26 protein-coding genes and 3 tRNA genes are annotated in these 22,053 nt (G+C 54.2%); 17 read left to right on the top strand and 12 right to left on the bottom strand.

Annotated elements, in window-relative coordinates:
- Positions 1–92 precede the first annotated feature (92 nt).
- Both ACMGGU_RS01305 and ACMGGU_RS01300 read left to right on the top strand, forming a co-directional pair.
- Positions 93–1,640 carry a YjjI family glycine radical enzyme gene (locus ACMGGU_RS01305; RefSeq protein WP_420300197.1) on the top strand — a complete coding sequence of 516 codons (1,548 nt, stop codon included), beginning with the start codon at positions 93–95 and terminating at the stop codon, positions 1,638–1,640.
- The gene (locus ACMGGU_RS01300) at positions 1,615–2,475 is read left to right on the top strand and encodes a YjjW family glycine radical enzyme activase (protein ID WP_420300196.1); all 861 of its coding nucleotides are present in this window, start codon (positions 1,615–1,617) and stop codon (positions 2,473–2,475) included. Before ACMGGU_RS01305 ends, ACMGGU_RS01300 begins: the two co-directional genes overlap by 26 nt.
- On the opposite strand, the gene ACMGGU_RS01295 is transcribed toward ACMGGU_RS01300, so the two are convergent.
- From ACMGGU_RS01295 to ACMGGU_RS01260, 8 genes are all read right to left on the bottom strand, one after another.
- Positions 2,470–3,252: a TatD family hydrolase gene (locus ACMGGU_RS01295; protein ID WP_420300195.1), complete on the bottom strand. Its 783-nt coding sequence runs from the start codon at positions 3,250–3,252 to the stop codon at positions 2,470–2,472. The two genes, ACMGGU_RS01300 and ACMGGU_RS01295, sit on opposite strands and share 6 nt — an antisense overlap.
- Positions 3,249–4,301 (bottom strand): patatin-like phospholipase family protein, encoded by a 1,053-nt coding sequence (locus tag ACMGGU_RS01290; RefSeq protein WP_008502074.1) that lies wholly within the window; start codon positions 4,299–4,301, stop codon positions 3,249–3,251. The genes ACMGGU_RS01295 and ACMGGU_RS01290 overlap by 4 nt, the downstream gene beginning before the upstream one ends.
- Positions 4,302–4,421: 120 nt before the next feature.
- Positions 4,422–4,583 carry a DUF1328 domain-containing protein gene (locus ACMGGU_RS01285; RefSeq protein ID WP_003856556.1) on the bottom strand — a complete coding sequence of 54 codons (162 nt, stop codon included), beginning with the start codon at positions 4,581–4,583 and terminating at the stop codon, positions 4,422–4,424.
- Positions 4,584–4,710: 127 nt separating this feature from the next.
- Positions 4,711–5,328, bottom strand: coding sequence for a molecular chaperone OsmY (gene osmY / locus ACMGGU_RS01280; RefSeq protein WP_008502075.1), 618 nt, complete (start codon positions 5,326–5,328; stop codon positions 4,711–4,713).
- 299 nt (positions 5,329–5,627) lie between these two features.
- On the bottom strand, positions 5,628–7,217 hold the full coding sequence (gene prfC, locus ACMGGU_RS01275) for a peptide chain release factor 3 (RefSeq protein WP_063434345.1): 1,590 nt from the start codon (positions 7,215–7,217) through the stop codon (positions 5,628–5,630).
- A gap of 91 nt (positions 7,218–7,308) precedes the next feature.
- Positions 7,309–7,986 (bottom strand): pyrimidine 5'-nucleotidase, encoded by a 678-nt coding sequence (gene yjjG, locus ACMGGU_RS01270; RefSeq protein WP_045907737.1) that lies wholly within the window; start codon positions 7,984–7,986, stop codon positions 7,309–7,311.
- A 20-nt stretch (positions 7,987–8,006) separates the two neighbouring features.
- Positions 8,007–8,450: a ribosomal protein S18-alanine N-acetyltransferase gene (gene rimI / locus ACMGGU_RS01265; protein WP_008502078.1), complete on the bottom strand. Its 444-nt coding sequence runs from the start codon at positions 8,448–8,450 to the stop codon at positions 8,007–8,009.
- Entirely contained in the window at positions 8,419–8,832 is a 414-nt protein-coding gene (locus tag ACMGGU_RS01260; protein ID WP_045907736.1) for a DNA polymerase III subunit psi, read from the bottom strand. Before ACMGGU_RS01260 ends, rimI begins: the two co-directional genes overlap by 32 nt.
- 102 nt (positions 8,833–8,934) lie before the next feature.
- On the opposite strand from ACMGGU_RS01260, the gene rsmC reads away from it, so the two are divergent.
- From rsmC to ACMGGU_RS01240, 4 genes are all read left to right on the top strand, one after another.
- Positions 8,935–9,963, top strand: a complete 1,029-nt coding sequence (gene rsmC / locus ACMGGU_RS01255) for a 16S rRNA (guanine(1207)-N(2))-methyltransferase RsmC (protein WP_039265277.1) — start codon at positions 8,935–8,937, stop codon at positions 9,961–9,963.
- Between the two features lie 172 nt (positions 9,964–10,135).
- Positions 10,136–10,221, top strand: a tRNA-Leu gene (locus ACMGGU_RS01250).
- Between the two features lie 28 nt (positions 10,222–10,249).
- Positions 10,250–10,335: transfer RNA gene (locus tag ACMGGU_RS01245), tRNA-Leu, on the top strand.
- Between the two features lie 42 nt (positions 10,336–10,377).
- Positions 10,378–10,462 (top strand) — tRNA-Leu (locus tag ACMGGU_RS01240).
- Between the two features lie 38 nt (positions 10,463–10,500).
- Here the strand turns inward: ACMGGU_RS01240 and ACMGGU_RS01235 are convergent.
- Positions 10,501–10,770, bottom strand: coding sequence for a DUF1435 domain-containing protein (locus ACMGGU_RS01235; RefSeq protein ID WP_048028591.1), 270 nt, complete (start codon positions 10,768–10,770; stop codon positions 10,501–10,503).
- A gap of 215 nt (positions 10,771–10,985) precedes the next feature.
- Here ACMGGU_RS01235 and ACMGGU_RS01230 point away from each other — a divergent pair, with 215 nt between their 5' ends.
- Positions 10,986–12,050: a GGDEF domain-containing protein gene (locus tag ACMGGU_RS01230; RefSeq protein ID WP_325842017.1), complete on the top strand. Its 1,065-nt coding sequence runs from the start codon at positions 10,986–10,988 to the stop codon at positions 12,048–12,050.
- Positions 12,051–12,145: 95 nt separating this feature from the next.
- Positions 12,146–12,934: a siderophore-iron reductase FhuF gene (fhuF, locus tag ACMGGU_RS01225; protein WP_420300194.1), complete on the top strand. Its 789-nt coding sequence runs from the start codon at positions 12,146–12,148 to the stop codon at positions 12,932–12,934.
- Positions 12,935–13,017: 83 nt separating this feature from the next.
- On the opposite strand, the gene ACMGGU_RS01220 is transcribed toward fhuF, so the two are convergent.
- Positions 13,018–14,364: a PTS sugar transporter subunit IIC gene (locus ACMGGU_RS01220; protein ID WP_045907731.1), complete on the bottom strand. Its 1,347-nt coding sequence runs from the start codon at positions 14,362–14,364 to the stop codon at positions 13,018–13,020.
- A 328-nt stretch (positions 14,365–14,692) separates the two neighbouring features.
- Here ACMGGU_RS01220 and ACMGGU_RS01215 point away from each other — a divergent pair, with 328 nt between their 5' ends.
- Positions 14,693–15,151 (top strand): YbaK/EbsC family protein, encoded by a 459-nt coding sequence (locus ACMGGU_RS01215; protein WP_008502085.1) that lies wholly within the window; start codon positions 14,693–14,695, stop codon positions 15,149–15,151.
- A gap of 37 nt (positions 15,152–15,188) precedes the next feature.
- Here the strand turns inward: ACMGGU_RS01215 and bglJ are convergent, their stop codons facing one another.
- Both bglJ and ACMGGU_RS01205 read right to left on the bottom strand, forming a co-directional pair.
- Positions 15,189–15,824, bottom strand: a complete 636-nt coding sequence (bglJ, locus tag ACMGGU_RS01210; RefSeq protein WP_063620702.1) for a DNA-binding transcriptional activator BglJ — start codon at positions 15,822–15,824, stop codon at positions 15,189–15,191.
- The gene (locus ACMGGU_RS01205) at positions 15,821–16,558 is read right to left on the bottom strand and encodes a helix-turn-helix transcriptional regulator (RefSeq protein ID WP_045907729.1); all 738 of its coding nucleotides are present in this window, start codon (positions 16,556–16,558) and stop codon (positions 15,821–15,823) included. Before ACMGGU_RS01205 ends, bglJ begins: the two co-directional genes overlap by 4 nt.
- A 408-nt stretch (positions 16,559–16,966) precedes the next feature.
- Here ACMGGU_RS01205 and ACMGGU_RS01200 point away from each other — a divergent pair, with 408 nt between their 5' ends.
- The 8 genes from ACMGGU_RS01200 (at position 16,967) to ACMGGU_RS01165 (ending at position 21,916) form a co-directional block, all read left to right on the top strand.
- Positions 16,967–17,743 carry a threonine/serine ThrE exporter family protein gene (locus tag ACMGGU_RS01200; protein WP_048028601.1) on the top strand — a complete coding sequence of 259 codons (777 nt, stop codon included), beginning with the start codon at positions 16,967–16,969 and terminating at the stop codon, positions 17,741–17,743.
- The gene (locus tag ACMGGU_RS01195; RefSeq protein ID WP_045907727.1) at positions 17,734–18,207 is read left to right on the top strand and encodes a threonine/serine exporter; all 474 of its coding nucleotides are present in this window, start codon (positions 17,734–17,736) and stop codon (positions 18,205–18,207) included. The genes ACMGGU_RS01200 and ACMGGU_RS01195 overlap by 10 nt, the downstream gene beginning before the upstream one ends.
- A 67-nt stretch (positions 18,208–18,274) precedes the next feature.
- Positions 18,275–18,916 carry a TetR family transcriptional regulator gene (locus tag ACMGGU_RS01190; protein ID WP_008502090.1) on the top strand — a complete coding sequence of 214 codons (642 nt, stop codon included), beginning with the start codon at positions 18,275–18,277 and terminating at the stop codon, positions 18,914–18,916.
- 41 nt (positions 18,917–18,957) lie between these two features.
- The gene (locus ACMGGU_RS01185) at positions 18,958–19,410 is read left to right on the top strand and encodes a MarR family winged helix-turn-helix transcriptional regulator (RefSeq protein ID WP_023293337.1); all 453 of its coding nucleotides are present in this window, start codon (positions 18,958–18,960) and stop codon (positions 19,408–19,410) included.
- Between the two features lie 84 nt (positions 19,411–19,494).
- Complete coding sequence (locus tag ACMGGU_RS01180; RefSeq protein ID WP_008502092.1) at positions 19,495–19,923, top strand: organic hydroperoxide resistance protein; 429 nt, start codon at positions 19,495–19,497, stop codon at positions 19,921–19,923.
- A gap of 148 nt (positions 19,924–20,071) precedes the next feature.
- Positions 20,072–20,617, top strand: coding sequence for a primosomal protein DnaT (gene dnaT / locus ACMGGU_RS01175; protein ID WP_252033060.1), 546 nt, complete (start codon positions 20,072–20,074; stop codon positions 20,615–20,617).
- The gene (gene dnaC, locus ACMGGU_RS01170) at positions 20,614–21,351 is read left to right on the top strand and encodes a DNA replication protein DnaC (RefSeq protein WP_008502094.1); all 738 of its coding nucleotides are present in this window, start codon (positions 20,614–20,616) and stop codon (positions 21,349–21,351) included. The genes dnaT and dnaC overlap by 4 nt, the downstream gene beginning before the upstream one ends.
- Before the next feature lie 82 nt (positions 21,352–21,433).
- A complete protein-coding gene (locus ACMGGU_RS01165) occupies positions 21,434–21,916 on the top strand; it encodes a DUF2501 domain-containing protein (protein ID WP_024908282.1) in 483 nt (160 codons plus the stop codon).
- Positions 21,917–22,053: the final 137 nt, after the last annotated feature.

The following is a 22,053-nucleotide window of genomic DNA, read 5'->3' as shown; positions in this document are numbered from 1 at the left end:
AAAGCAGCAATACCCCCTGTGGGATCAAAAGCGCCAACAGGCAGGCTTTCTACAATCCGTTCATCATCCGCAGAACATTCAAGGAAGCGAATATGCCCCACTCCAGCCCCGACGCCCTGCAGCAACGTTGCCAGCAGATTGTGACAAGCCCGGTGTTAACCCCGGAACAAAAACGTCATTTTCTGGCGCTGGAAGCGGAAAACAACCTGCCGTATCCGGCACTTCCTGAAGCTGCGCGCGCCGCGCTGGACGAGGGGTTTATCTGTGACATGTTCGAAGGCCATGCGCCTTACAAACCCCGTTACGTTCTGCCGGATTACGCAAAATTTCTGGCTAACGGTTCAGAATGGCTGGAGCTGGAAGGGGCAAAAGATCTCGACGATGCCCTCTCGCTGTTAACCATCCTCTACCATCATGTTCCGTCCGTCACATCGATGCCGGTCTATCTCGGCCAGCTTGATGCGCTGCTGCAACCGTATGTTAGAATTCTAACACAAGAAGAAATCAATAGCCGAATAAAACGTTTCTGGCGCTATCTTGACCGTACGCTGCCGGATGCCTTTATGCATGCCAATATCGGGCCGGAAGATACGCCCATCACCCGTGCCATTCTGCATGCCGATGCAGAGCTGAAGCAGGTCGCGCCGAACCTGACCTTTGTTTATGATCCAGAGATCACCCCGGATGATTTACTGCTTGAGGTGGCGAAAAACATATGTGAATGCAGCAAACCGCATATTTCTAATGGCCCGGTGAATGATAAAATTTTCACAAAAGGCCGTTATGGCGTGGTGAGCTGTTACAACTCCCTGCCTTTGGCTGGCGGTGGCAGCACCCTGGTGCGTCTCAACCTCAAGGCCATTGCAGAACACAGCACGTCAAGTGAAGACTTCTGCAGCCGCGCCCTTCCGCACTACTGCCAGCAGCAAATGGCCATCATTGATGCCCGCTGCGATTTCCTGTATCAACAATCCGGCTTCTTTGAGAATAGCTTCCTGGTGAAAGAGGGGCTGATTGATGCCGATCGGTTTGTGCCGATGTTTGGCATGTACGGTCTGGCAGAAGCGGTAAACGTGCTCTGTGAGAAAGCAAGCATCGCGGGACGTTACGGAAAGGATGAACAGGCCAACGCGCTGGGCTACCGCATCAGCGAACAGCTTGCGGCGTTTGTCGAAAGCACGCCAGTGAAACACGGCTGGAAGCAGCGCGCGATGCTTCATGCGCAGTCGGGGATCAGCTCCGATTCGGGCACCACGCCGGGCGCGCGCCTGCCCTACGGTGACGAGCCGGATCCCATCAGCCACCTGCTGGCGGTGGCTCCCCATCACAAGCACTACTCTTCCGGGATAAGCGATATCCTGACGCTGGATGAAACGGTAAAACGCAACCCGCAGGCGGTGGTCCAGCTGTGCCTGGGCGCGTTCAGGGCGGGTATGCGCGAGTTTACCGCCAACGTCGCGGGTAACGATCTGGTGCGCGTCACCGGATATATGGTGCGGCTATTGGATCTGGAGAAATACCGGGAAGCAGGGTCGAGAACGAACACCACGTGGCTGGGGGAAGAAGCCGCACGCAATACCCGCATTCTGGAACGTCAGCCGCGCGTGATTAGCCATGAACAGCAGATGCGCTTTAGTTAGTCAGGTCATTCCTTTTTCCTGCGTGGACGGGCCGGGCAGCCGCCTGGCCCTGTTCCTGCAGGGCTGCAACCTGCGCTGTAAAACCTGCCACAACCCGTGGACGATCGGCCGCTGCAACGACTGCGGGGACTGCGTGCCCCACTGCCCGCACGACGCGCTGACCATTCAGGCCGGGCGCGTCTGGTGGCAGGAGAGCGACTGCCAGCAGTGCGACACCTGCCTGCACCTGTGCCACCAACAGGCGACGCCCATGGCGCACCGCCTGAGCGTGGAGGAGATCCTCACCCAGGTCCGCAAATCCGCACCGTTTATCGAAGGGATCACCGTAAGCGGCGGGGAAGCCACAACGCAATTGCCGTTTTTAGTGACGCTGTTCACCGCGATCAAAGCCGATCCCTCCCTGCGTCATCTGACCTGTCTGGTCGACAGCAACGGTTTGTTAAGCGAAACCGGCTGGCAAAAGCTGCTGCCGGTACTGGATGGCGCGATGCTGGACCTGAAAGCATGGGGGAACGAACACCACCGCTTCCTGACCGGACGCGACAATCCGCAGATCAAGCAGAGTATCCGCTGGCTGGCAGAACGCCACCGTTTGACGGAGCTCCGCCTGCTGGTGATTCCGGGGCAGTGTGATTATCTGGAACATTTGAAGCCGTTGACGGCGTTTATCCACGGGCTGGGAAACGTGCCGGTCCGCCTTAACGCGTTTCATGCGCACGGCGTATACGGTGAGGCAGCGTCATGGCGCAGCGCCACGCCGGAAGACGTTGAACCGCTGGCGCGGGCGCTGGAAAAACAGAGGATAACGGTGATTCGCCCGGCGCTTTATCTATAGCGTGATGCCAAATACCGAACGCGTATTTTCCAGCAGCGCATCGGCAATTACCTCTTCTGGCTCCTGTCGCAGTTCACACAGGGCGGTGAACACGCGCGCCGCCTGTTCCGGGCGATTCGGCTGTCCCTGAAAACCGTTCAGCGGCATATCCGGCGCGTCAGTTTCCAGCAGAAGCGCCGACAGCGGCAGCTGTGCCATCACGTCACGGGTTTTACTGGCGCGCGGATAGGTGATGGTGCCACCCACACCAATTTTATAGCCCAGTTCAATGAAACGCTGCGCCTGCTGCAGGCTGCCGGAGAAACCGTGCACGACGCCCCTGCGCGGCAAATCGATACGCTTCAGGTGCATTGCCAGCTTATCGTGCGTGCGTCTGGAGTGGAGGATCACCGGCAGATCGTGACGCTTCGCCAGCCTGAGCTGCGCGTCGAGGATCGTCTGCTGGCGCTCAAAATGCGGATCTTCGCGATAAAGATCGAGGCCGATCTCCCCGATGGCGACAAGCTTGTCCCCTGCGGTCCGCAGGATCTCATCAAGTCTCTCAATGTGCTCATCCCGATGCCGCTCAATCACGATCGGATGCAGGCCGAGCGCGGCATAGAGCGCAGGGTGACGCGTGGAAAGATCCAGCACGCGGGAAAAGTACGCCGCTTCCACTGATGGCACAATGATGGCCTGAACGCCTGCGTCAGCCGCTTTCGCAATACTGTGTTCTTCATCTCCCGTAAACGGTGGGAAATCAAAGTGGCAGTGGGTATCGATAAAGCGGTGCGTCACGCCAGATCCTCGTTATCCAGTAAAGCGTCATTCGCCTGCGGAATGTCCACCAGGGGCACCGTCAGAGCGTCGTTGGCTACAATCGCAGGCGGCGTAATAATGCGTTTATGGCGATGAAGCGGCGGTTGCTCCGCCAGCATTTTCCCCACCGTCGCCAGGAAGTAGCGTCCGCACAGCCGCCCCGTTTTATAATCCATGCGCAGCGCAGGGACGCGGCTGCCCAGCGCCATGCTCAGCAGCGGCTTAGGCGGATAAATTTCAAAAATACGCAGCTTACCCGGTGGCTTTTCAATGAAACGCTGCATCGCGCCGTAGGTGGTTTCATGCTGCTTCGCGATGTTCACCAGCGGCTGCAGGCTGCTGTCGCCCAGCCAGCGCTCCATCCGCTTAAACCACTGTGGGGTGTAATACATTTGCGACGGTACGGTACGGATCACCACAATGGTTTTCGCCCCGCGACGGGCGGCTTCCTGCACCGGCACGGCGTCACTGATCCCCCCGTCCAGATAGCTAATGCCGTCCAGCAGCGCACCGGTACGATAAAAACCGGGAATGGCGCTGGAGGCGCGGATGATGTCCAGCCAGTTCTCCTTCTGCGGAGAAAAATAGCCCGGCGAATAGTCATCCCCCCGGCTGGCGCACATCCAGAATTCTTTACCGCTATCAAACAGGCGGGCCGCGGTGTCCATGGCCAGCGGCATCTGGCTGGAAGTTGATTCCAGCAGCCAGTCGAGGTCGATCAGGTTACCGCCGCGCACAAAGCGCACCGGATTAAAAAATTCTTTCGCCGTGGTGTAGCGCATGATGACCTTTCGCGCGTAGCCGGGCTGGTTACAGACATAGGCAGAGAGATTCTGCGCCCCGGCAGACGTGCCGAAGTACAGGTCAAACGGATTGAATTGCGCGCGCATAAATTCGTCCAGCACGCCAGCGGTGAAAATGCCGCGCTGTCCGCCACCCTCGCAGACCAGCGCGAGTTGACCTGCGCGAAACGGTTTTAACGTCAGCGGCGCAATGTTGCCGAGCGTAACGGGAATTCGTTGCCCCACCTCTGCTTTCCTGTTTTGATTATTTTATAACACCACAGTAACGCACCCGACCTGTTACGCAAATAAGAAAAAGCCAGTCGCAGTGACTGGCTTTATTTTGTTGACGGAATAGTGCGTTTGCTACGGACGTCGACGCCCCGTAAACAGGCTGACCAGGAACAGAATAATACCGACAACGAAGACAATTTTAGCTGCCCATGCCGCTGTACCTGCCAGTCCACCAAAGCCCAATGCGGCGGCAATTAACGCGATAACCAGAAATATAATGCCCCAACGAAACATAAGCTTCTCCTTTACCATAGTTAATGTCGGCCGCTAAACGTGAGCGCTCAGGTCACTCACCGGCGTTTTTCCAGAGTCGTTCTTATATCGCCCGCAGGTTTTAGCCAGACGGGCGAATGGTCCAGATTTACTTCGTTTTCAGATCGTTTTTAACGCTTTTCACACCATCAATCGCTTTCGCAATGGACTCGGCACGTTCACTTTGCGCCTGCGAATCTACCGTACCGGAAAGCTGAACCACACCATCGGTGGTTTCCACTTTCACCTTACGGGACGGCACGATGTCATCTGCTAAAAGTTTAGCTTTGATTTCGCTGGTGGTGGCTGCATCACCGGCATAACCCTTCACCGACGCGTTTTTGCCGTCACGGACATGCAGCTTATCGCTGACGGAGGCAACGCCTTCGACGCCTTTCGCCACTTTCACCGCCTGTTCTGCCTGAGCCTGGCTTTCAACAAAGCCGCTCAGCGTGACCACTTTTTTGTCGGTCTTAACGGAAATATCGGTGCTCTTGATGGCTTCATCATCCACCAGTGCGGCTTTCACTTTTGCTGTGATAGAGCTGTCATCCATGAAATTGCCGACTTTATTCATAGAGCTATCGATTTTTTGCCCTGCGCTGTCAGCCGTGGATTGTGCTTTATCCATGGTGCTGCTTTCCGCCAGGGCGGAGCCGCTCACCAGAACGCTACCCAGTGTTACAGCCAGCAGAGTTTTAGAAATCTTCAGTCTTGTCATATTCATCGATCTATTCCTGTGTTGACCCGTTATTCGGGCTACGTACTTCCTTAGTAGTGATATATATTGCGAATAAACACGCGAGCAAAATGGATAACCTAAAGCCATGCATTGAACAGTTAATTTATCCACACCCAGTGTTAAACACTGAGTTAAATATAGATCACTCTCACAGAGCCGCTTTCAGAATTGGGTAAAAAATGGGCGAATAGCGTGAAATTGCGTTGAATTAAGAACATTCCGCAAGGGATTAATAAGACAGGAAATAACGAAGAGCACGGCGAATGCCGTGCTCTGAGAGGGGATTAGTGCTCGCGGGTTTTACGGAACTGAATGTCCGGATAACGTTCCTGCGTCAGATTCAGGTTCACCATGGTTGGGGCAATATAGGTCAGGTTATCGCCGCCATCCAGCGCCAGCTGAACTTCATTCTTACGCTTAAATTCTTCGAATTTCTTCACGTCAGAACACTCAACCCAGCGCGCGGTCGCGACGTTCACCGATTCGTAAATCGCTTCTACGTTGTATTCGCTCTTCAGGCGCGCAACGACCACGTCAAACTGCAGCACGCCGACCGCGCCAACGATCAGATCGTTGTTCGCTATCGGGCGGAAGACCTGCACGGCGCCCTCTTCGGAGAGCTGGACCAGGCCTTTCAGCAGCTGTTTCTGCTTAAGCGGATCGCGCAGACGAATGCGACGGAACAGTTCCGGCGCGAAGTTCGGAATACCGGTGAACTTCATCATTTCACCCTGCGTGAAGGTGTCGCCGATCTGGATGGTGCCGTGGTTGTGCAGGCCGATGATATCGCCCGGATAGGCTTCTTCAACGTGCGAACGGTCACCCGCCATAAAGGTCAGCGCGTCGGAGATGACAACGTCTTTCCCGATACGCACCTGACGCAGCTTCATGCCCTTTTCATATTTACCGGACACCACGCGCATAAAGGCCACGCGGTCACGGTGTTTCGGATCCATGTTGGCCTGAATCTTAAACACGAAGCCGGTGAACTTCTCTTCTTTCGCTTCCACTTCACGGGTGTCGGTTTTGCGCGGCATCGGCTGCGGCGCCCACTCCACCAGACCGTCGAGCATGTGGTCAACGCCGAAGTTACCCAGTGCGGTACCGAAGAAGACCGGGGTAATTTCGCCGCTCAGGAACAGCTCTTTGTCGAATTCGTGAGACGCGCCCTTGACCAGCTCCAGCTCGTCGCGCAGCTGCGCGGCCAGCTCTTCGCCGACCGCCGCGTCCAGATCCGGGTTGTCCAGACCTTTAACAATGCGCACTTCCTGAATGGTGTGGCCTTTACCGGTCTGATACAGGTAGGTTTCGTCTTTATAGAGGTGGTAAACGCCTTTGAACAGCTTACCGCAGCCAATCGGCCAGGTGATTGGCGCACAGGCGATCTTCAGCTCGTTTTCCACTTCATCCATCAGCTCCATCGGATCGCGGATGTCACGGTCGAGTTTGTTCATAAAGGTGAGGATCGGCGTATCGCGCAGACGGGTCACTTCCATCAGCTTACGGGTACGATCTTCTACACCTTTCGCGGCGTCGATCACCATCAGACAGCAGTCCACCGCCGTCAGGGTACGGTAGGTATCTTCGGAGAAGTCTTCGTGGCCCGGGGTGTCCAGCAGGTTCACCAGGCAGTCGTGATACGGGAACTGCATCACGGAGGTGGTAATCGAAATACCACGCTGCTTTTCCATCTCCATCCAGTCAGATTTTGCATGCTGGCTGGAGCCACGGCCTTTAACGGTACCCGCAGTCTGGATCGCCTGTCCGAACAGCAACACCTTCTCAGTGATGGTCGTTTTACCGGCATCGGGGTGCGAGATAATGGCAAAAGTGCGGCGCTTGGCCACCTCTTGCAGATAAGGAGACAACGTCATAATTAAATCTTCTTTTATAAGCGCGGCAGCACGCCACGCATCATGGAATACAAAATTGCGGCTATTTTACCCATCAACGGGGGGCAGGCAATCATTGTTTACACAGGAGTTGCTCCAGTTCGTTCAACGACGTCACGGTCCAGGTCGGCTCGATGCCGTCAGGCTTCTCACGGCCATGCGCATTGAGCCACACGGTCGACAGACCGGCCTTCATGCCGCCCAGAATATCCGACTCTGCCGTATCCCCCACCATCAGGACACGATCGCGGTCGGGATTGCCGGCCTGCGCCAGCGCGTAGTCGAAAATTCGCGGATCTGGCTTCGGCACGCCAACCTCTTCCGAGATCACCAGCGCGTCAAAATGATCGCGCAGGCCGGTACGCTCAAGGCGGATCTGCTGCAGGGCGGTAAAACCGTTGGTGATGATCCCCAGTTTCACCTTGCCTTTCAACGCATTCAGCAGGGAAACCGCGCCCGGCAGCGGCGCACAGATATCGGCCATGGCGTTAAGGAAAGCCTCGTTCAGCGTTCCCGGACTGACCTTTAAGCGTTCCGCCCAGACGTCAAAGCGCTGGTGCTGAAGCTGTAACGCGGTGATGGCACCGTTCTGGTAATCCACCCACAGCGGTTTGTTGACCGCCTGATAGTCCTGAAAATCTTCAGCGGTGAAGGTTACGCTATAGTCGAGAAACATCCGCTGCAGGCCGCCGAACGAGTCGAACGTAAACAGCGTTTCGTCGGCATCAAAGAAAATCCAGTCCCATTTCATCGTTACAACCTTATTTTTTATTATCCAATCGGCAGAGCCATTATGATGGCGTCTTCACGTCCCTCTGCGGTGGGGTAGTAGTTACGGCGGATTGTCGCCTCGTTAAAGCCTAAGCTTTCATAGAGCGCGATGGCGGCGACATTCGACGCGCGCACCTCCAGCCACAGGGTGAAAACGTCACGGGTTTCGAGCTCACGGATGAGGTGCTCAAGCAGTTCTCTTCCCAGCCCACGGCGCTGAAACGCGGGATCAACCGCGATATTAAACAGCGTCGCCTCATCAAGAACAACCTGCGTGATCGCGAAAGCGGCCATGGTGCCGTCAACGTCCAGGCGGTAGTTCAGATACCGTTCGCCCTGATTGCTGGCGAAGGTTTTTTCGCTCCACGGAAACGCGTGGGCGCGTGTTTCAATCGCGAACGCTGTGGACAGGTCAGGCGTCGTGAGGGAAGAAATCGTGTTCATATTCGCAGATTTGTTGCCATAGCGCGCTGCGCGCTTTTGGGTTGGCTTTCAGTTCGTCCAGCGCTGGCGAGCAGATCTGGCTCCCCTGAAGAGAGATCTCATTCGCCTCTCCGATACGCCAGCTGTTACAGCGGCTATCAGGAGGCAGCATCGCGACACGCTCTGGCGTCAGCGGTAAAACCTGGTCGGCCGTCAGCTTCAGGCTGCGAAGGACATCATCGATCAGGGGGTCATTCAGGGCAGGCAGTTCTTCCGCCACCATCACCAGACGAACGTGCGCCGGGATGGAGATGGCGATTTCGCCCTGCAACGCCGTCGGGCGACGCAAAGCCCACTGGGTGATGCCCAGCTGCTGCAACTGCCAGTCTCGTCGGGATGTCATAGGGAAAACTCCTGTCTCTCAGGCGCGCAAATATAGCAAATGTGTCGAAAGTGCGCCATCTACCTACTATAATCCCCGCCTGAGTTTATTGAGGAACAATTCATGTCTGCATTTACCCCGGCAAGTGAAGTCTTGCTGCGTCACAGTGATGATTTCGAAGAAAGCCGTATTCTGTTTGCCGGAGATATGCAGGATGACCTGCCCGCGCGTTTCGACTGTGCTGAAAGCCGTGCCCACACCCAATACTACCACCACTGGCAGGTGCTGAGCCGCCAGATGGGCGAGCGCGCGCGCTTTAGCCTGGTGGCAGAGCAAAGCGATATCGCCGACTGCGATACGCTGATCTACTACTGGCCGAAGAATAAACCGGAAGCCCAGTTCCAGCTGATGAACCTGCTCTCCCTGCTGCCGGTCGGCTGCGATATTTTCGTGGTCGGTGAAAACCGCAGCGGCGTGCGTAGCGCGGAACAGCTGCTGGAAGGCTATGCGCCGCTGAACAAAGTCGACAGCGCTCGCCGCTGTGGTCTGTACCATGGCCGTCTGGAAAAACAGACAACGTTTGATGCACAGGCATACTGGGATGAGTACCAGCTTGACGGCCTGACTATCAAAACGCTGCCGGGCGTGTTCAGCCGTGATGCGCTGGATACGGGCAGCAAGCTGCTGCTTTCCACTCTGACGCCGCACACCAAAGGCAAAGTGCTGGATGTGGGCTGCGGCGCGGGCGTGCTCTCTACCGTGCTCGCCAGCCATTCGCCAAAGGTGCGCTTAACCCTGTGTGACGTGAGCGCCCCGGCGGTTGAAGCCAGCCGCGCAACGCTTGCCGCAAACGGCATTGAAGGCGAGGTGATTGCGAGCAACGTCTTCTCCGACATCACCGGTCGCTTCGACATGATCATCTCTAACCCGCCGTTCCACGACGGTATGGAGACCAGCCTGGAAGCAGCACAAACGCTGATCCGTGGTGCTGTCCGTCACCTCAACAGCGGCGGTGAGCTGCGTATCGTCGCGAACGCCTTCCTGGCGTACCCGAAAGTGCTGGATGAAACCTTTGGCTTCCACGAAGTTATCGCCCAGACGGGTCGCTTTAAGGTCTACCGCACCGTGATGACGCGTCAGGCCAAAAAGTAATCGCCTCCCCTCCAGGCCGGATACGCGAAAGCGCCATCCGGCTATACAGGGCGCGTCCATCGGCCATTTTTCCATCAATCAAGGCATCACGCGCACTTTTCTGTTGACGTAAAGCTGAAAACATCTAGAATGCGCCTCCGTGGTTACGATACTTTTACAGTATCGATGGTATGCGAAGGTGGCGGAATTGGTAGACGCGCTAGCTTCAGGTGTTAGTGTCCTTACGGATGTGGGGGTTCGAGTCCCCCCCTCGCACCATAAATCACGATGATATTGCTCGCACTGGGCGAAGGTGGCGGAATTGGTAGACGCGCTAGCTTCAGGTGTTAGTGTCCTTACGGATGTGGGGGTTCGAGTCCCCCCCTCGCACCAACGAGGCGATATCAACATAGCAATAAAGAGTAAGATGACTGTGCGAAGGTGGCGGAATTGGTAGACGCGCTAGCTTCAGGTGTTAGTGTCCTTAGGATGTGGGGGTTCGAGTCCCCCCCTCGCACCAATTATCTTACAACCCCTCTGAATATCTTCTTTTCCCTGTTATTTCAAACTCATCAGTATCACCAGAATTCCGCTGACCAGCGCGACACACGATGGCAGTAAAACAAAGTGACGCAGTTGCTTATGCCAGATCATGCCTGACGTGACTAACAGTCCTGACACAATGATGGCTTTCCAGGTATCAAGAGAGAGATCGGCAAACGTCAAACCGCCGAGAATAGCTCCCGGTAGCAATACCCCCCAACCGCTGCCCAGCGCCCTGTTCAACATGATCTGCCCTCTTTCAACGATAATGATAACCAATATCATATGACAGAGATTATCATTTGTCAGCTGAATGAATCAAAATCCATCGACCTTTACCTTTCCCGTAATGACAGGAATTGCCTAAGGTGATAAATTGCGCACCTGTTAACAACGTCTAAAGATTTTCTGATAATTACTCTTTGCGCTTTTTGCATATTTTATTGCGAAACGACATCTATTTATTTGTTTTAATTAAATTTTAATAAAAACACACGACTATGACATCACAATCCTGGCGGTCTTTGGTTCACAGAAAATATCAATTATCGTTACGTTTATTTTTATTTCTGAACGCAACCTCGGCAGTGTTCTCGGTAACAAACCCGCTCAATTCTGTACGACTGTTTTCCGCCCCTCTGATTGCTATTTTCTCCATCAGTACCGGCCTGTTCATCTGGCACTGGAGAAAGCGCGCGCGGAAGATAAATATTCCTCTCGTTTCAGGGATCTTCGGTATTTTGTGGGCCTGGCAAATTGTCTCCAAATTCGCCTTAATTACCCACGATCATGCGACGTATTTGTTAATCGCGCTTTTAACGGTGCTTTTTATCGGCACGCTGGCATTCGCCAGTAATATCAAAGCCTTTACGCTGCATTCACTGCCCACCTTTATTGTCTGCCTGTGGTTAAGCGATCACGATATATGGCTGAGAATGACCTATTCTTTCGCACTTCCTGTGGTGGCAATTGCTATTCATAACATTTTGCAAAGACGCAACGACCGTTTCGCTCAGGAGCTGCTCTCTCGCCTTCTGGAAGAACGAGAAACCCTTACCGATCTCAGCATGATGGACCCGCTTACCGGGCTCTATAATCGTCGCGGTCTGCAAAGCCGTCTGGAGAATCTGCCCACGGTAGAAAATGGCGAGCATTTTGTCCTGCTGATGGATATCGACCACTTCAAAGCCTATAACGACCATTACGGCCATATGATGGGCGACCAGGCGCTGAAGCGCGTCTCTGCGGCAATCCGCGATGCCGTGCGTTCTCGCGATATTGTGGCGCGTTTTGGTGGGGAAGAGTTTATGGTGCTGCTGACCAACATTTCACTCGAACACGCCCGCCAGACGGCCGAGCGGATCCGTCAGAAAGTCTATGATTTGAAAATCCCGCATCTGTTTAACGAAAGCGTCGCGACAAACGTCACCATCAGCATTGGTATCGCCATTTTCGAGGATGAAGACGTGGAAGGCGCGCTGGAAAAAGCGGACAAAGCCCTCTATGAAGCAAAGCATATGGGACGCAATAACATTCTGTTAAGTGAAGAGATTCAGACGGCGTAGACATAACGACGATGTCACCCGGACAAAAGTCTTGCCATTGGTATGAGCAATAGTTAGGATTGGCAATCATTATCATTTAGATTTCTATCTATACTATGGCCACGCATACTGCCCACATCGTCGAACCTCTCCTCTGGCGAGCGCCGCTCACCAGCGGGAATGCTTCGCTTGCAGATGCGATACGGGACAAAATTGCGGAAACGCGCGCCCACCTGCTGGATTTTATCCGGCTTGATGAAGCGCCCCCGTCCCACGCGATGACGCTCTCAGAGTGGCGACAGCCGTCAAAGCTGCAATCGCTGCTGGCCACCTATTCCGACCATATCTATCGCAATCAACCCACTCTTACGCGGGAAAATAAACCCCTGCTCTCTCTCTGGGCGCAGTGGTATATCGGGTTGATGGTGCCGCCGCTCATGCTGGCGCTGTTAACACAGAAGAGCATGCTGGAACTCTCGCCGGATAATTTCCATGTTGAGTTTCACGAAACCGGACGTGCTGCCTGCTTCTGGATTGATCTCCACGAAGACCATAGCGCTGAACGCCTGACGGCTCAGGAACGTATGGAGCAGCTCATCACCCAGACTCTGATCCCGGTGGTGGAAGCGCTGGAAGCGACGGGAGAGATTAACGGGAAGCTTATCTGGAGCAATACGGGCTATTTAATCCACTGGTATTTAACAGAAATGAAGCCGCTGCTTGGTGATGAGAACGTTGAGGCCCTGCGTCAGTTCTGTTTCTTTGCCAGGCAGCTTTCCGATGGCCGTGACAACCCGCTATTCCGCACCGTTGTACTCCGTGACGGGCTTCTGGTTCGCCGCACCTGCTGCCAGCGTTATCGCCTGCCGGACGTTAAGCAGTGTGGAGATTGCACGCTGAAGTAGAGCAGTGAATTGCCCAGTAGCGCTTCGCTTACCAGGCCTACAAAAACAAAAAACGGCAACCTGCGTTGCCGTTTTGTTTTCACCTATGCCACCTGCTGATTGTCCTCTTCCGCGCTACGCTGCGCTTCTTCCGCTTCCTGCTCCAGCAACTGCTTCTCATACACTTTGAAGAACGGGAAGTAGATGATCGCCGATACGCAGGCCAGAACCACAACCAGAATAGCCGCGCGGAAGTCCCAGCCCAGGGCCCACGCTGCGCCTATCGGCGCCGGTGCCGTCCAGGGAACGACCGAGATGACGCGCCCAATCAAATCAAACGTCATCGCCGCCCACGCCAGCACGGCGTTGACCATCGGTGCCAGCAGGAATGGAATAAAGAACACCGGATTCATTACAATCGGTGTACCGAAAATAACCGGCTCGTTGATGTTAAAGAAGCTGGGAACCACGCTCAAACGGCCAATAGAGCGTAAATGCGCTGAACGACTGCGCAGATAACAAATCACCAGCCCCATCGTGGCGCCCGACCCGCCAATCACGATAAAGAACGTCCAGAACGCCTCCATGAAGATATGCGGCAGAGGCTGGCTGGCGGCCAGTGCCGTCTGGTTAGCGCCCAGGTTAGTCAGCCAGAACATCTGCAACATTCCGGAGACGATGGCAGCGCCGTGGATCCCGGCGAACCACAGCAGATGACCAATCAACACGGCCAGCAGGATCGCAGGCAGAGAATCCGCCGCGGAAACCAGAGGTTTAAAGACCGACATAATGGCCTGCGGGATCAGCATGCCGAACTGAGACTGAATCACCAGGCTCAGAGGATAGAGGGTCACCACCACCACCAGCACCGGAATCAGCAGATCAAAAGAGTTTTTGATCATCGGCGGGACCTGGTCCGGCAGTCGAATGCCGATGTTATGCGCTTTGAGGAAACGCATCATCTCAACGCAGTAAATCGCCACCAGAATCGCGGTAAAAATGCCCGTTCCCCCCAGACTGTCGACAGGGAGCGTGCCTTTGGTTTTGGGTGCCGCGACCAGCAGAAACGCCATCAGCGACAGCATGGCGCACATAAACGGGTCCAGCTGATGAGATTTGACGTAGTGTTTGCCAAGGTTATAGGCAATCGCCGCACAGATATAAATGGACATAATGCCCATTGTCATATCAAACGGCGTCAGGATTTGGCCTTCAAACTGCTTCGCCATATCCAGCCAGGCGCGGGCGAAACCCCAGGTAGTATCAGGCGAAAAAGGTGGGTAAGCGAACACTAACAAAAACGAACCCACGATCATAAATGGCATCGCGGAGATGAACCCATCACGAATAGCCATAACATGACGCTGGGACGAGATCCGCCCGGCTATCGGGCTGACGTAATTTTCGACGAAACGGAATATCAGGTTAAACGCAGCATGGTTGGCAGACATGGCAGATCTCCTGTCAGACGTTTGTTACGGGCACATACGCGCCGCACGTTGTTCCATACATCAGCTTCACAACCTTGCTGGCTTGCCAACCAGCGGTACTGCTCAGACGAAATGGTTTCATATTTGGCTCTTATTATTGGATACAGGGGACGTTACGTACTCAGTATTAATCTACGCTTCCCGCTCTGCAACCGGTTACTGTAACCGGTTTCTGTGATTGTGAAGAGGATCCAGAAATCAGCCGTTTGGGATATTTGTTACTTAAGAGATATTTACAGAGCATAATTTCTTATGACAGATTACGCAGGATATTTGTCAGGAGGAAACAATGAGTTTGCAGTCTGTACAGCAGTTTTTTGCCGACAACGCGCCGGATATAGACGTTATTGAGCTTAGTCAAAGTACTGCTACCGTTGCGTTGGCTGCTGCCGCCCATCGTGTCGAGCCGGGACAAATCGCCAAGACCCTGTCACTCAAGGTTAAAAATGAGGTGATTCTGGTCGTGGCGAAAGGCGATGCGCGTCTGGATAACAAAAAGCTGAAAGACACGTTTGGTGCGAAAGCGCGCATGCTCAGCAGTGATGAAGTAGTGACCATCACCGGTCATCCCGTTGGCGGCGTGTGCCCGTTCGGGCTGGAAAACCCGCTCGCGGTATATTGCGATATCTCTTTAAAGCAGTACGCCGAAGTGCTGCCTGCCGCAGGCGCAATTCACAGCGCTGTGCGCATTTCACCTGACAGAATGGCAGAGCTGACTTCCGCAAAATGGGTGGATGTCTGTATCTGATTGACGCGCCAGAGCGTATCTGGCGCGCAAAAACGGTTTATAAAAAGGTGGGCGTGAGGAGAGTCAAACATTGCGGCTCTCTTGCAGGAAGATGCGTAATAATATCTGCCGCATCAAGTAACCCTACGTCTGAATTCACGCCCAGTTTCACCATCGCATTAAACTTATGTGCCCGGATGGTCTTAATATTCCGTTCAAGATGTGCCGCGATTTCAGGGATGGAATACCCGCAGGACATATAACGCAATATTGCCCGTTCTGTGGGGCTCAGCATCCTGTTTTGGCTCCGGTACCAGTGATTCAGCATATTGTCATTGATACGCAGCGTTTCGCTCAGCAACTCCACGAGTTCCTTCTGCAGATGCTCAAGCGTCACCGATTTACTGACGACACCGTGCAGGCGTGATGGAGAAAGATGGCTAATTAGCCGTGCTTCCATCTCGTCAGAAACCAAAATGATGCGCTGGATATGGCCGTGCGTAAACGCAAGGTCCCGCAGGTGCGCCAGGCAGTTACGGCGCTCCTCTCGCGCATCGGAAAGGGAATAGATCAGCGAGAAAAAATTAACGTGACGAAGTGCATTCTTAAAGCTGTCAAATTCACTAAACAGGTGTAGCTGATAATGGCTCAGGCCGGGCATCGCAAAAAGATGCTGTAGCCCGACAGCCGTCATCGTGCAACTTTCGATGATGGCGATATGTCTTGTTGAATCGGTTTTTTCCATTCCTCGAACTCTCCATAGGCTGACAACAAACTCAGCTCTCTCATTCCCTGTGTACTGTTGATCCAGGCGTACATATCCGCATTGCTGCGTAATGAAAGCCGTCGCATCGCACTGTTTTTCTGCGCACTGATGGTTTTATTGCTCTTCTTAAGCAATGTGGCGATTTGGTTAATCCCCCATCCTTTCCCTAACAGACGCAGGACCTTACGTTCGGAGTGCGTAAGCGCGATAACGTGTTCGCTTTCATCCTCCGTGCCCTGAGGCTCCGGGGTTAATAACGTCTGGCTTATCCGCTCTGCCCGCTCACTCCCTGCCCGAATCGCGTTAACCACGCCTTCAATGGGTTCCATATCAGAAAGCAACGTACTTTCCGGGCGCATAAGTAACTCAACCGCAATAGGGTAAAGCGGACGCGAGACTAAAAAGATCCAGTGAATGTCCCGGTATTGATTCAATAAACTGTAGTATTCTTCAAGCGCACCCCGAGGATTCCTGTATTCGCCTGAAATATCGGCAATAATGACGTCCGCGCGGCGTAACTGGAGCAGCGTTAATTCCTGCAATGAGCGGCAATAGCTCAATTCAAAATCGGGGAAATGACGTGCCATCACGCCCCCTAACCCGTTTTGCATCACGGGCATCCGGCTAATGACAACGCCATGCTTACCATGCAATGACAACATAGACCCTCCGTGTCCATTTTTCATTTGATGAGTAACGTTAAAACACATCAACGTATGACTATTTCGTCCCTGAGTGTAAGACTGGTTAATACAAGCAGAAGATGAGATGTATGCTTAGTTTAAGAAATGCCTAAACAGCAGTAATATCTCACAAAGCGAAATAAAATTTAATTGTGGAGTCATTAAAATAACGACAATTTAAAATTAGAATAACTAAATACAAATATTTTATATTTTGATATTAATAATTCACGGCATTAATAAATTAATCCCACCCCCTTTCACGTCACCGCCAGCCACTGTTTGCACAAACCTTGATCTGGCCCACAGCAAGAGGGACTGCACTTTGTGCTAAAAGTACTCATTATGAGCTAACCGGCAACCTCTCCATCTTTTTCAGGACACGACATGCAGGCAGAGCGGTCAACGCAGCGTGCTATCACGCGGCTATGTATTCAGTGCGGTCTTTTTCTGCTTCAGCACGGCGCGGAAAGCGCGCTGGTTGAGGAGCTTTCCACCCGGCTGGGGCTGGCGCTAGGGATGGACAGCGTCGAAAGTGCCATCTCATCCAATGCCATTGTGCTGACCACGATTAAAGACGGTCAGTGCCTGACCTCCACGCGCAAAAACCATGACCGCGGCATAAACATGCACGTCGTGACCGAAGTGCAGCACATTGTCATCCTCGCTGAACATAAGCTTCTCGATCTCAGGGAGATTGAAAAACGGTTCAACCAGATCAAGCCATTACGTTATCCGCGCTGGCTCGTCGTGTTGATGGTAGGGCTCTCGTGCGCCTGCTTTTGTAAGCTCAACAAAGGCGGATGGGACGGAGCAATCATCACCTTTTTCGCCAGCAGTATCGCCATGTATGTTCGCCAGTTGCTGACGCATCGGCAGCTGCACCCGCAAATTAACTTCTGCATTACCGCATTTGTCGCCACCACGGTTTCTGGCCTGCTGCTGCGTCTGCCGCAGTTTGCCAACACCCCGACCGTTGCCATGGCCGCAAGCGTGCTTCTGCTGGTTCCGGGCTTTCCGTTGATCAACGCCGTCGCCGACATGTTTAAAGGGCACATCAATACCGGTCTGGCACGCTGGGCTATCGCCAGCCTGCTGACGCTGGCGACCTGCATCGGCGTGGTCATGGCCATGACACTCTGGGGGCTACGCGGATGGGCGTGATCGATTTTCTGCTGGCACTGGCGCAGGACATGCTTCTGGCCGCGATTCCGGCCATCGGCTTCGCGATGGTATTTAACGTCCCGCAACGCGCTCTGCCGTGGTGTGCCCTGCTGGGCGCGATTGGCCATGGCTCACGCATGGTGATGATGACGGCGGGTTTTAACATCGAATGGTCGACATTTATGGCCTCCATGCTGGTCGGCAGTATCGGCATTCAGTGGTCGCGCTGGTACCTGGCACATCCCAAAGTATTCACCGTTGCCGCGGTGATCCCGATGTTCCCGGGCATATCGGCCTATACCGCAATGATTTCCGCGGTGAAAATCAGCCATTTCGGCTATACCGAGCCTCAGATGATCCTCCTCCTGAGCAACTTTCTTAAGGCGTCCTCCATCGTCGGCGCGCTCTCCATCGGGCTGTCGATCCCCGGCCTGTGGCTGTACCGCAAACGCCCACGCGTTTGATATTTGTGTTATTTCGCTGCCGTGGAGATAATCCGTCTGGTCCGTTTGGTGAAAATAAGGAAAGGATGTGGCTAACCCTGGCAGCGAACACCCCGAGCACAGTGAAGAATCCAGCCTGAAAGAGAAAATCTTTCAGAGCGCCATCGCGCTTTTTGCCGAGTATGGATTGAACGGTGCACGGATGGAGCAGATCGCAGAGAAAGCGGGCACCACCAAACGCATGGTGGTTTACCATTTCAAGAATAAAGAGAACCTCTATCTCCTGGTACTGGAACATGTTTACACCCAGATTCGCGCCAGTGAAAAAGCGCTAAGCCTGACGGGAATGCCCCCGGTCGAAGCGCTGGTCAATCTGGTTGAAGCCACTTTTGACTATCATGCCGACCACCCTGACTACATCCGGATTATCTGCATGGAAAACATGCAGCGCGGCCGCTTTATGCAGCAGTCGAGCTATCTCCGCCAGGTCAACCGCAGCGCGCTCGACCTGCTGGAGGAGATCCTGCGCCGGGGGAAAGAAAAACAGCTCTTCAGTGAGACGGTAGACGCCCGCGATCTTCATCGTCTGATAAGCAGCTTCAGCTTTCACTACGTTGCCAACAGCTACACCTTTACGCTGCTGTTTGAAGAAGGCGCAGACGAACAGGCGCAGCGCCAGCACTACCGCAAAATGGCCGTTCAGGTGGCGCTCCGTTACACCTGCCCATAAAATTGCTTGCAATTAAATCGTACACTATCTATATTCATCTCATGAACGCGAAAACGAACGATGCAACCGCTGCGCTCAAGCTGGATAACCAGCTCTGCTTTGCCCTCTATTCGGCAAATCTGGCGCTTAACAAGCTGTACCGGCAGTTGCTGGCACCGCTGAACCTGACCTATCCACAATATCTGGTGATGCTGGTGCTGTGGGAGCAGGATGATATGACGGTGTCGGACATCGGTGAACGGTTGTTCCTTGACTCTGCGACCTTGACGCCGCTGTTGAAGCGTCTGGAAAGCGCCGGGCTCATCAACCGCCACCGTTCACGCAAAGACGAACGTCAAGTCGCCGTCACCCTGAGTGAAGCGGGACGTGAGCTCCAGCAGCAGGCTTTGGGTATCCCCCATGCGGTGGGGTGCGCAGCGCAGTGTGATACTGACACCCTGCTGGCGCTCAAACAGCAGCTCGAACTTTTGCGACAACAGCTACACCGCGCGTAACGCTATACTTTACGCGTGATTATTTACCCATATATATCGCACGCTATTTAATAGCACACGTTAAAACAAGATGAGGAACCTGCCATGTCTTTAGAAAAAGTTGTTTATACCGCCAAAGCAAAAGCCACCGGTGGCCGTGACGGTCGTGCCACCTCCTCCGATGGCGTACTGGACGTCAAACTGGGTGTGCCAAAAGAGATGGGCGGCATGGGGGGAGACGTGACCAACCCTGAGCAGCTGTTTGCCGCGGGCTACTCTGCCTGCTTTCTGGGCGCGATGAAGTTCGTGGCGGCACGCGACAAATTTACCCTGCCAAAAGATGCCTTTATTGAAGGCGAAGTGGGTATTGGTCCGCTGCCTACCGGTTTTGGTATCGAAGCAAAACTGAACATCCATGTTGAAGGTATGGATCCTGCGGAAGCTAAAAAGCTGGTCGATGCGGCGCACATTGTTTGCCCGTACTCTAATGCAACCCGCGGCAACATCGACGTCACGCTGAACATCATCGCGTAATAACTGCCTGACGGCGCTGCGCTTATCAGGCCTACAACTGTAGCCCCGGGAAGCGCAGCGCCGCCGGGGAAATCCCCTCCTTCCCTTTCCCCTCTCTGTGCTACCATAAGCCCATATCACGCCCGTAGTCATCAGTAGAGTAAGCGTTATGTCCTCCAGAATTCTGACCACCAGCATTGCTGGTATTGATGCCTTTATGCGCGACCCTCGCGGTGTGTTGACCCACGCCGAAGGGGGCACGGTTGCGGTTTTTGCCGACAACGCGCCAGCGTTTTACGCAATCACACCGGAACGTCTGGCACAGCTTCTGGAGATCGAAGCGCAATTGTCACGCCCGGTAAGCGATGTCACGCTGGATAATCAGTTCTTTGATGAACCGGTTAACGTTCCCGTGACCGTTCCGATGGGTAAATTTGCCCTCTATGCAGGCTGGCAGCCGGATGCAGATTTTCAGCGGCAGGCCGCGCTGTGGGGCATTGCGTTAACCCAACCCGCCACCGCGGAAGAGCTTGCCGCGTTTACCGCCTGGTGGCAGGCGGAAGGGAAAGTGTTCACCCATATTCAGTGGCAGCAAAAGCTCGCGCGTCATCTCCAGATTACCCGCGCCGGCAACAATGGTCAGCCAAAACGTGATATCAATGCGTTTTCAGAACCGGATAAACAGATCCCCAGCGGATTCCGAGGTGCGAAATGAAGAACGTCGGCGACCTGATGAAACGTCTGCAAAAAATGATGCCTGCCAACGTGAAGCCTGCTTTCACCACCGGTGAAGAGCTGCTGGCGTGGCAAAAAGAGCAAGGTAAGATCCGCGCCGCCGCGCTTGCCCGCGAAAATCGGGCGATGAAAATGCAGCGCACCTTTAACCGTTCCGGAATTCGTCCCCTGCACCAGAACTGCTCGTTCGATAACTATAAAATTGAGACCACCGGGCAGATGAACGCGCTGGCCGCCGCGCGGCAGTACGTGGATGAATTCGACGGCAATATCGCCAGCTTCATCTTTAGCGGCAAGCCGGGCACCGGCAAAAACCACCTGGCTGCCGCCATCTGCAACGAGCTGCTTCTGCGCGGTAAATCGGTCCTGATCATCACCGTGGCCGATATCATGTCCGCGATGAAAGACACCTTCAGCAACCGCGAAACCAGCGAAGAACAGCTGCTTAACGATCTGAGTAATGTCGACCTGCTGGTCATCGACGAGATTGGCGTTCAGACGGAATCCCGCTATGAAAAGGTGATCATTAACCAGATTGTCGATCGCCGCTCCTCGTCCAAGCGCCCCACCGGCATGCTGACAAACCACAACATCGACGAGATGACCCGCTTGCTGGGGGAACGCGTCATGGACCGCATGAAGCTGGGTAACAGCCTGTATGTCATCTTCGACTGGGATAGTTACCGCAGCCGCGTCACCGGGAAAGAGTATTAAGACAGTTCCAGGAATCGCCGACAGGTCGCAGGTATATACTGGAACCCCTTCGGCCCAAAACGGACCTTTTGAGAGAGCCATGATGAAAAAACAGATTCTAATCAGCACCTTTTTAGGCGCACTGCTGGTAACCGGCGCAGCGCAGGCGGCGTCCTGGCAGGAGTCCCTGTCAAGCGCAGCAAATGAGCTGACCAAAGAGAGCAGCAGCACGCAGGGCGGACTCTCCGCCTCTTCCCTCACCAGCCTGCTGGGCAACAGCGGTCAGAGCCTGAGCGCGGGCACGATGAACAACGCGGCGGGGATTCTGGAATATTGCGCGAAGCAAAAACTGGCCTCCGTGACTGACGCGCAAAACGTGAAAAACCAGGTGCTGGGTAAACTGGGTCTGGATACCCAGGAGCAAAAAGCGGACACCAACTATATGGACGGCATTCAGGGCCTGCTTAACGCGCAGAACGGTCAGCAGCTTAACCTGAGCACCCTCGGCAACTCCTCTCTGGCCAAACAGGTGAAAACCAAAGCCTGCGATCTGGTGCTGAAACAAGGCGTTAATTTCATCTCCTGATCCACCCCATTTTCTGCCACAACACGCCGCGTTTAATGCGATAGTCTTGCAGCGCGGCGCTAAATGAGCGTTTTTCCTGCCTGCCACCGTCTCAGCGTCCGTTTGTCAGGATGTGCACGTCTTCATAAAAACGATTT

Source organism: Enterobacter sp. BNK-8, from assembly GCF_048685095.1.
Lineage (GTDB): Bacteria > Pseudomonadota > Gammaproteobacteria > Enterobacterales > Enterobacteriaceae > Enterobacter > Enterobacter quasiroggenkampii.
The sequence above is the reverse complement of the archived record's forward strand: the minus strand, read 5'-3'. Positions and strand labels throughout refer to the sequence as shown.

Coding starts and splice junctions, on each gene's coding strand:
- ACMGGU_RS01305 (WP_420300197.1), top strand. CDS start 93: ATGCCCCACTCCAGCCCCGACGCCCTGCAGCAACGTTGCCAGCAGATT.
- ACMGGU_RS01300 (WP_420300196.1), top strand. CDS start 1,615: ATGAACAGCAGATGCGCTTTAGTTAGTCAGGTCATTCCTTTTTCCTGC.
- ACMGGU_RS01285 (WP_003856556.1), bottom strand. CDS start 4,583: ATGTTTCGTTGGGGCATTATATTTCTGGTTATCGCGTTAATTGCCGCC.
- osmY (WP_008502075.1), bottom strand. CDS start 5,328: ATGAATATGACAAGACTGAAGATTTCTAAAACTCTGCTGGCTGTAACA.
- prfC (WP_063434345.1), bottom strand. CDS start 7,217: ATGACGTTGTCTCCTTATCTGCAAGAGGTGGCCAAGCGCCGCACTTTT.
- yjjG (WP_045907737.1), bottom strand. CDS start 7,986: ATGAAATGGGACTGGATTTTCTTTGATGCCGACGAAACGCTGTTTACG.
- rimI (WP_008502078.1), bottom strand. CDS start 8,450: ATGAACACGATTTCTTCCCTCACGACGCCTGACCTGTCCACAGCGTTC.
- ACMGGU_RS01260 (WP_045907736.1), bottom strand. CDS start 8,832: ATGACATCCCGACGAGACTGGCAGTTGCAGCAGCTGGGCATCACCCAG.
- rsmC (WP_039265277.1), top strand. CDS start 8,935: ATGTCTGCATTTACCCCGGCAAGTGAAGTCTTGCTGCGTCACAGTGAT.
- ACMGGU_RS01235 (WP_048028591.1), bottom strand. CDS start 10,770: ATGATATTGGTTATCATTATCGTTGAAAGAGGGCAGATCATGTTGAAC.
- ACMGGU_RS01230 (WP_325842017.1), top strand. CDS start 10,986: ATGACATCACAATCCTGGCGGTCTTTGGTTCACAGAAAATATCAATTA.
- fhuF (WP_420300194.1), top strand. CDS start 12,146: ATGGCCACGCATACTGCCCACATCGTCGAACCTCTCCTCTGGCGAGCG.
- ACMGGU_RS01220 (WP_045907731.1), bottom strand. CDS start 14,364: ATGTCTGCCAACCATGCTGCGTTTAACCTGATATTCCGTTTCGTCGAA.
- ACMGGU_RS01215 (WP_008502085.1), top strand. CDS start 14,693: ATGAGTTTGCAGTCTGTACAGCAGTTTTTTGCCGACAACGCGCCGGAT.
- bglJ (WP_063620702.1), bottom strand. CDS start 15,824: ATGACGGCTGTCGGGCTACAGCATCTTTTTGCGATGCCCGGCCTGAGC.
- ACMGGU_RS01205 (WP_045907729.1), bottom strand. CDS start 16,558: ATGTTGTCATTGCATGGTAAGCATGGCGTTGTCATTAGCCGGATGCCC.
- ACMGGU_RS01200 (WP_048028601.1), top strand. CDS start 16,967: ATGCAGGCAGAGCGGTCAACGCAGCGTGCTATCACGCGGCTATGTATT.
- ACMGGU_RS01195 (WP_045907727.1), top strand. CDS start 17,734: ATGGGCGTGATCGATTTTCTGCTGGCACTGGCGCAGGACATGCTTCTG.
- ACMGGU_RS01185 (WP_023293337.1), top strand. CDS start 18,958: ATGAACGCGAAAACGAACGATGCAACCGCTGCGCTCAAGCTGGATAAC.
- ACMGGU_RS01180 (WP_008502092.1), top strand. CDS start 19,495: ATGTCTTTAGAAAAAGTTGTTTATACCGCCAAAGCAAAAGCCACCGGT.
- dnaT (WP_252033060.1), top strand. CDS start 20,072: ATGTCCTCCAGAATTCTGACCACCAGCATTGCTGGTATTGATGCCTTT.
- dnaC (WP_008502094.1), top strand. CDS start 20,614: ATGAAGAACGTCGGCGACCTGATGAAACGTCTGCAAAAAATGATGCCT.
- ACMGGU_RS01165 (WP_024908282.1), top strand. CDS start 21,434: ATGAAAAAACAGATTCTAATCAGCACCTTTTTAGGCGCACTGCTGGTA.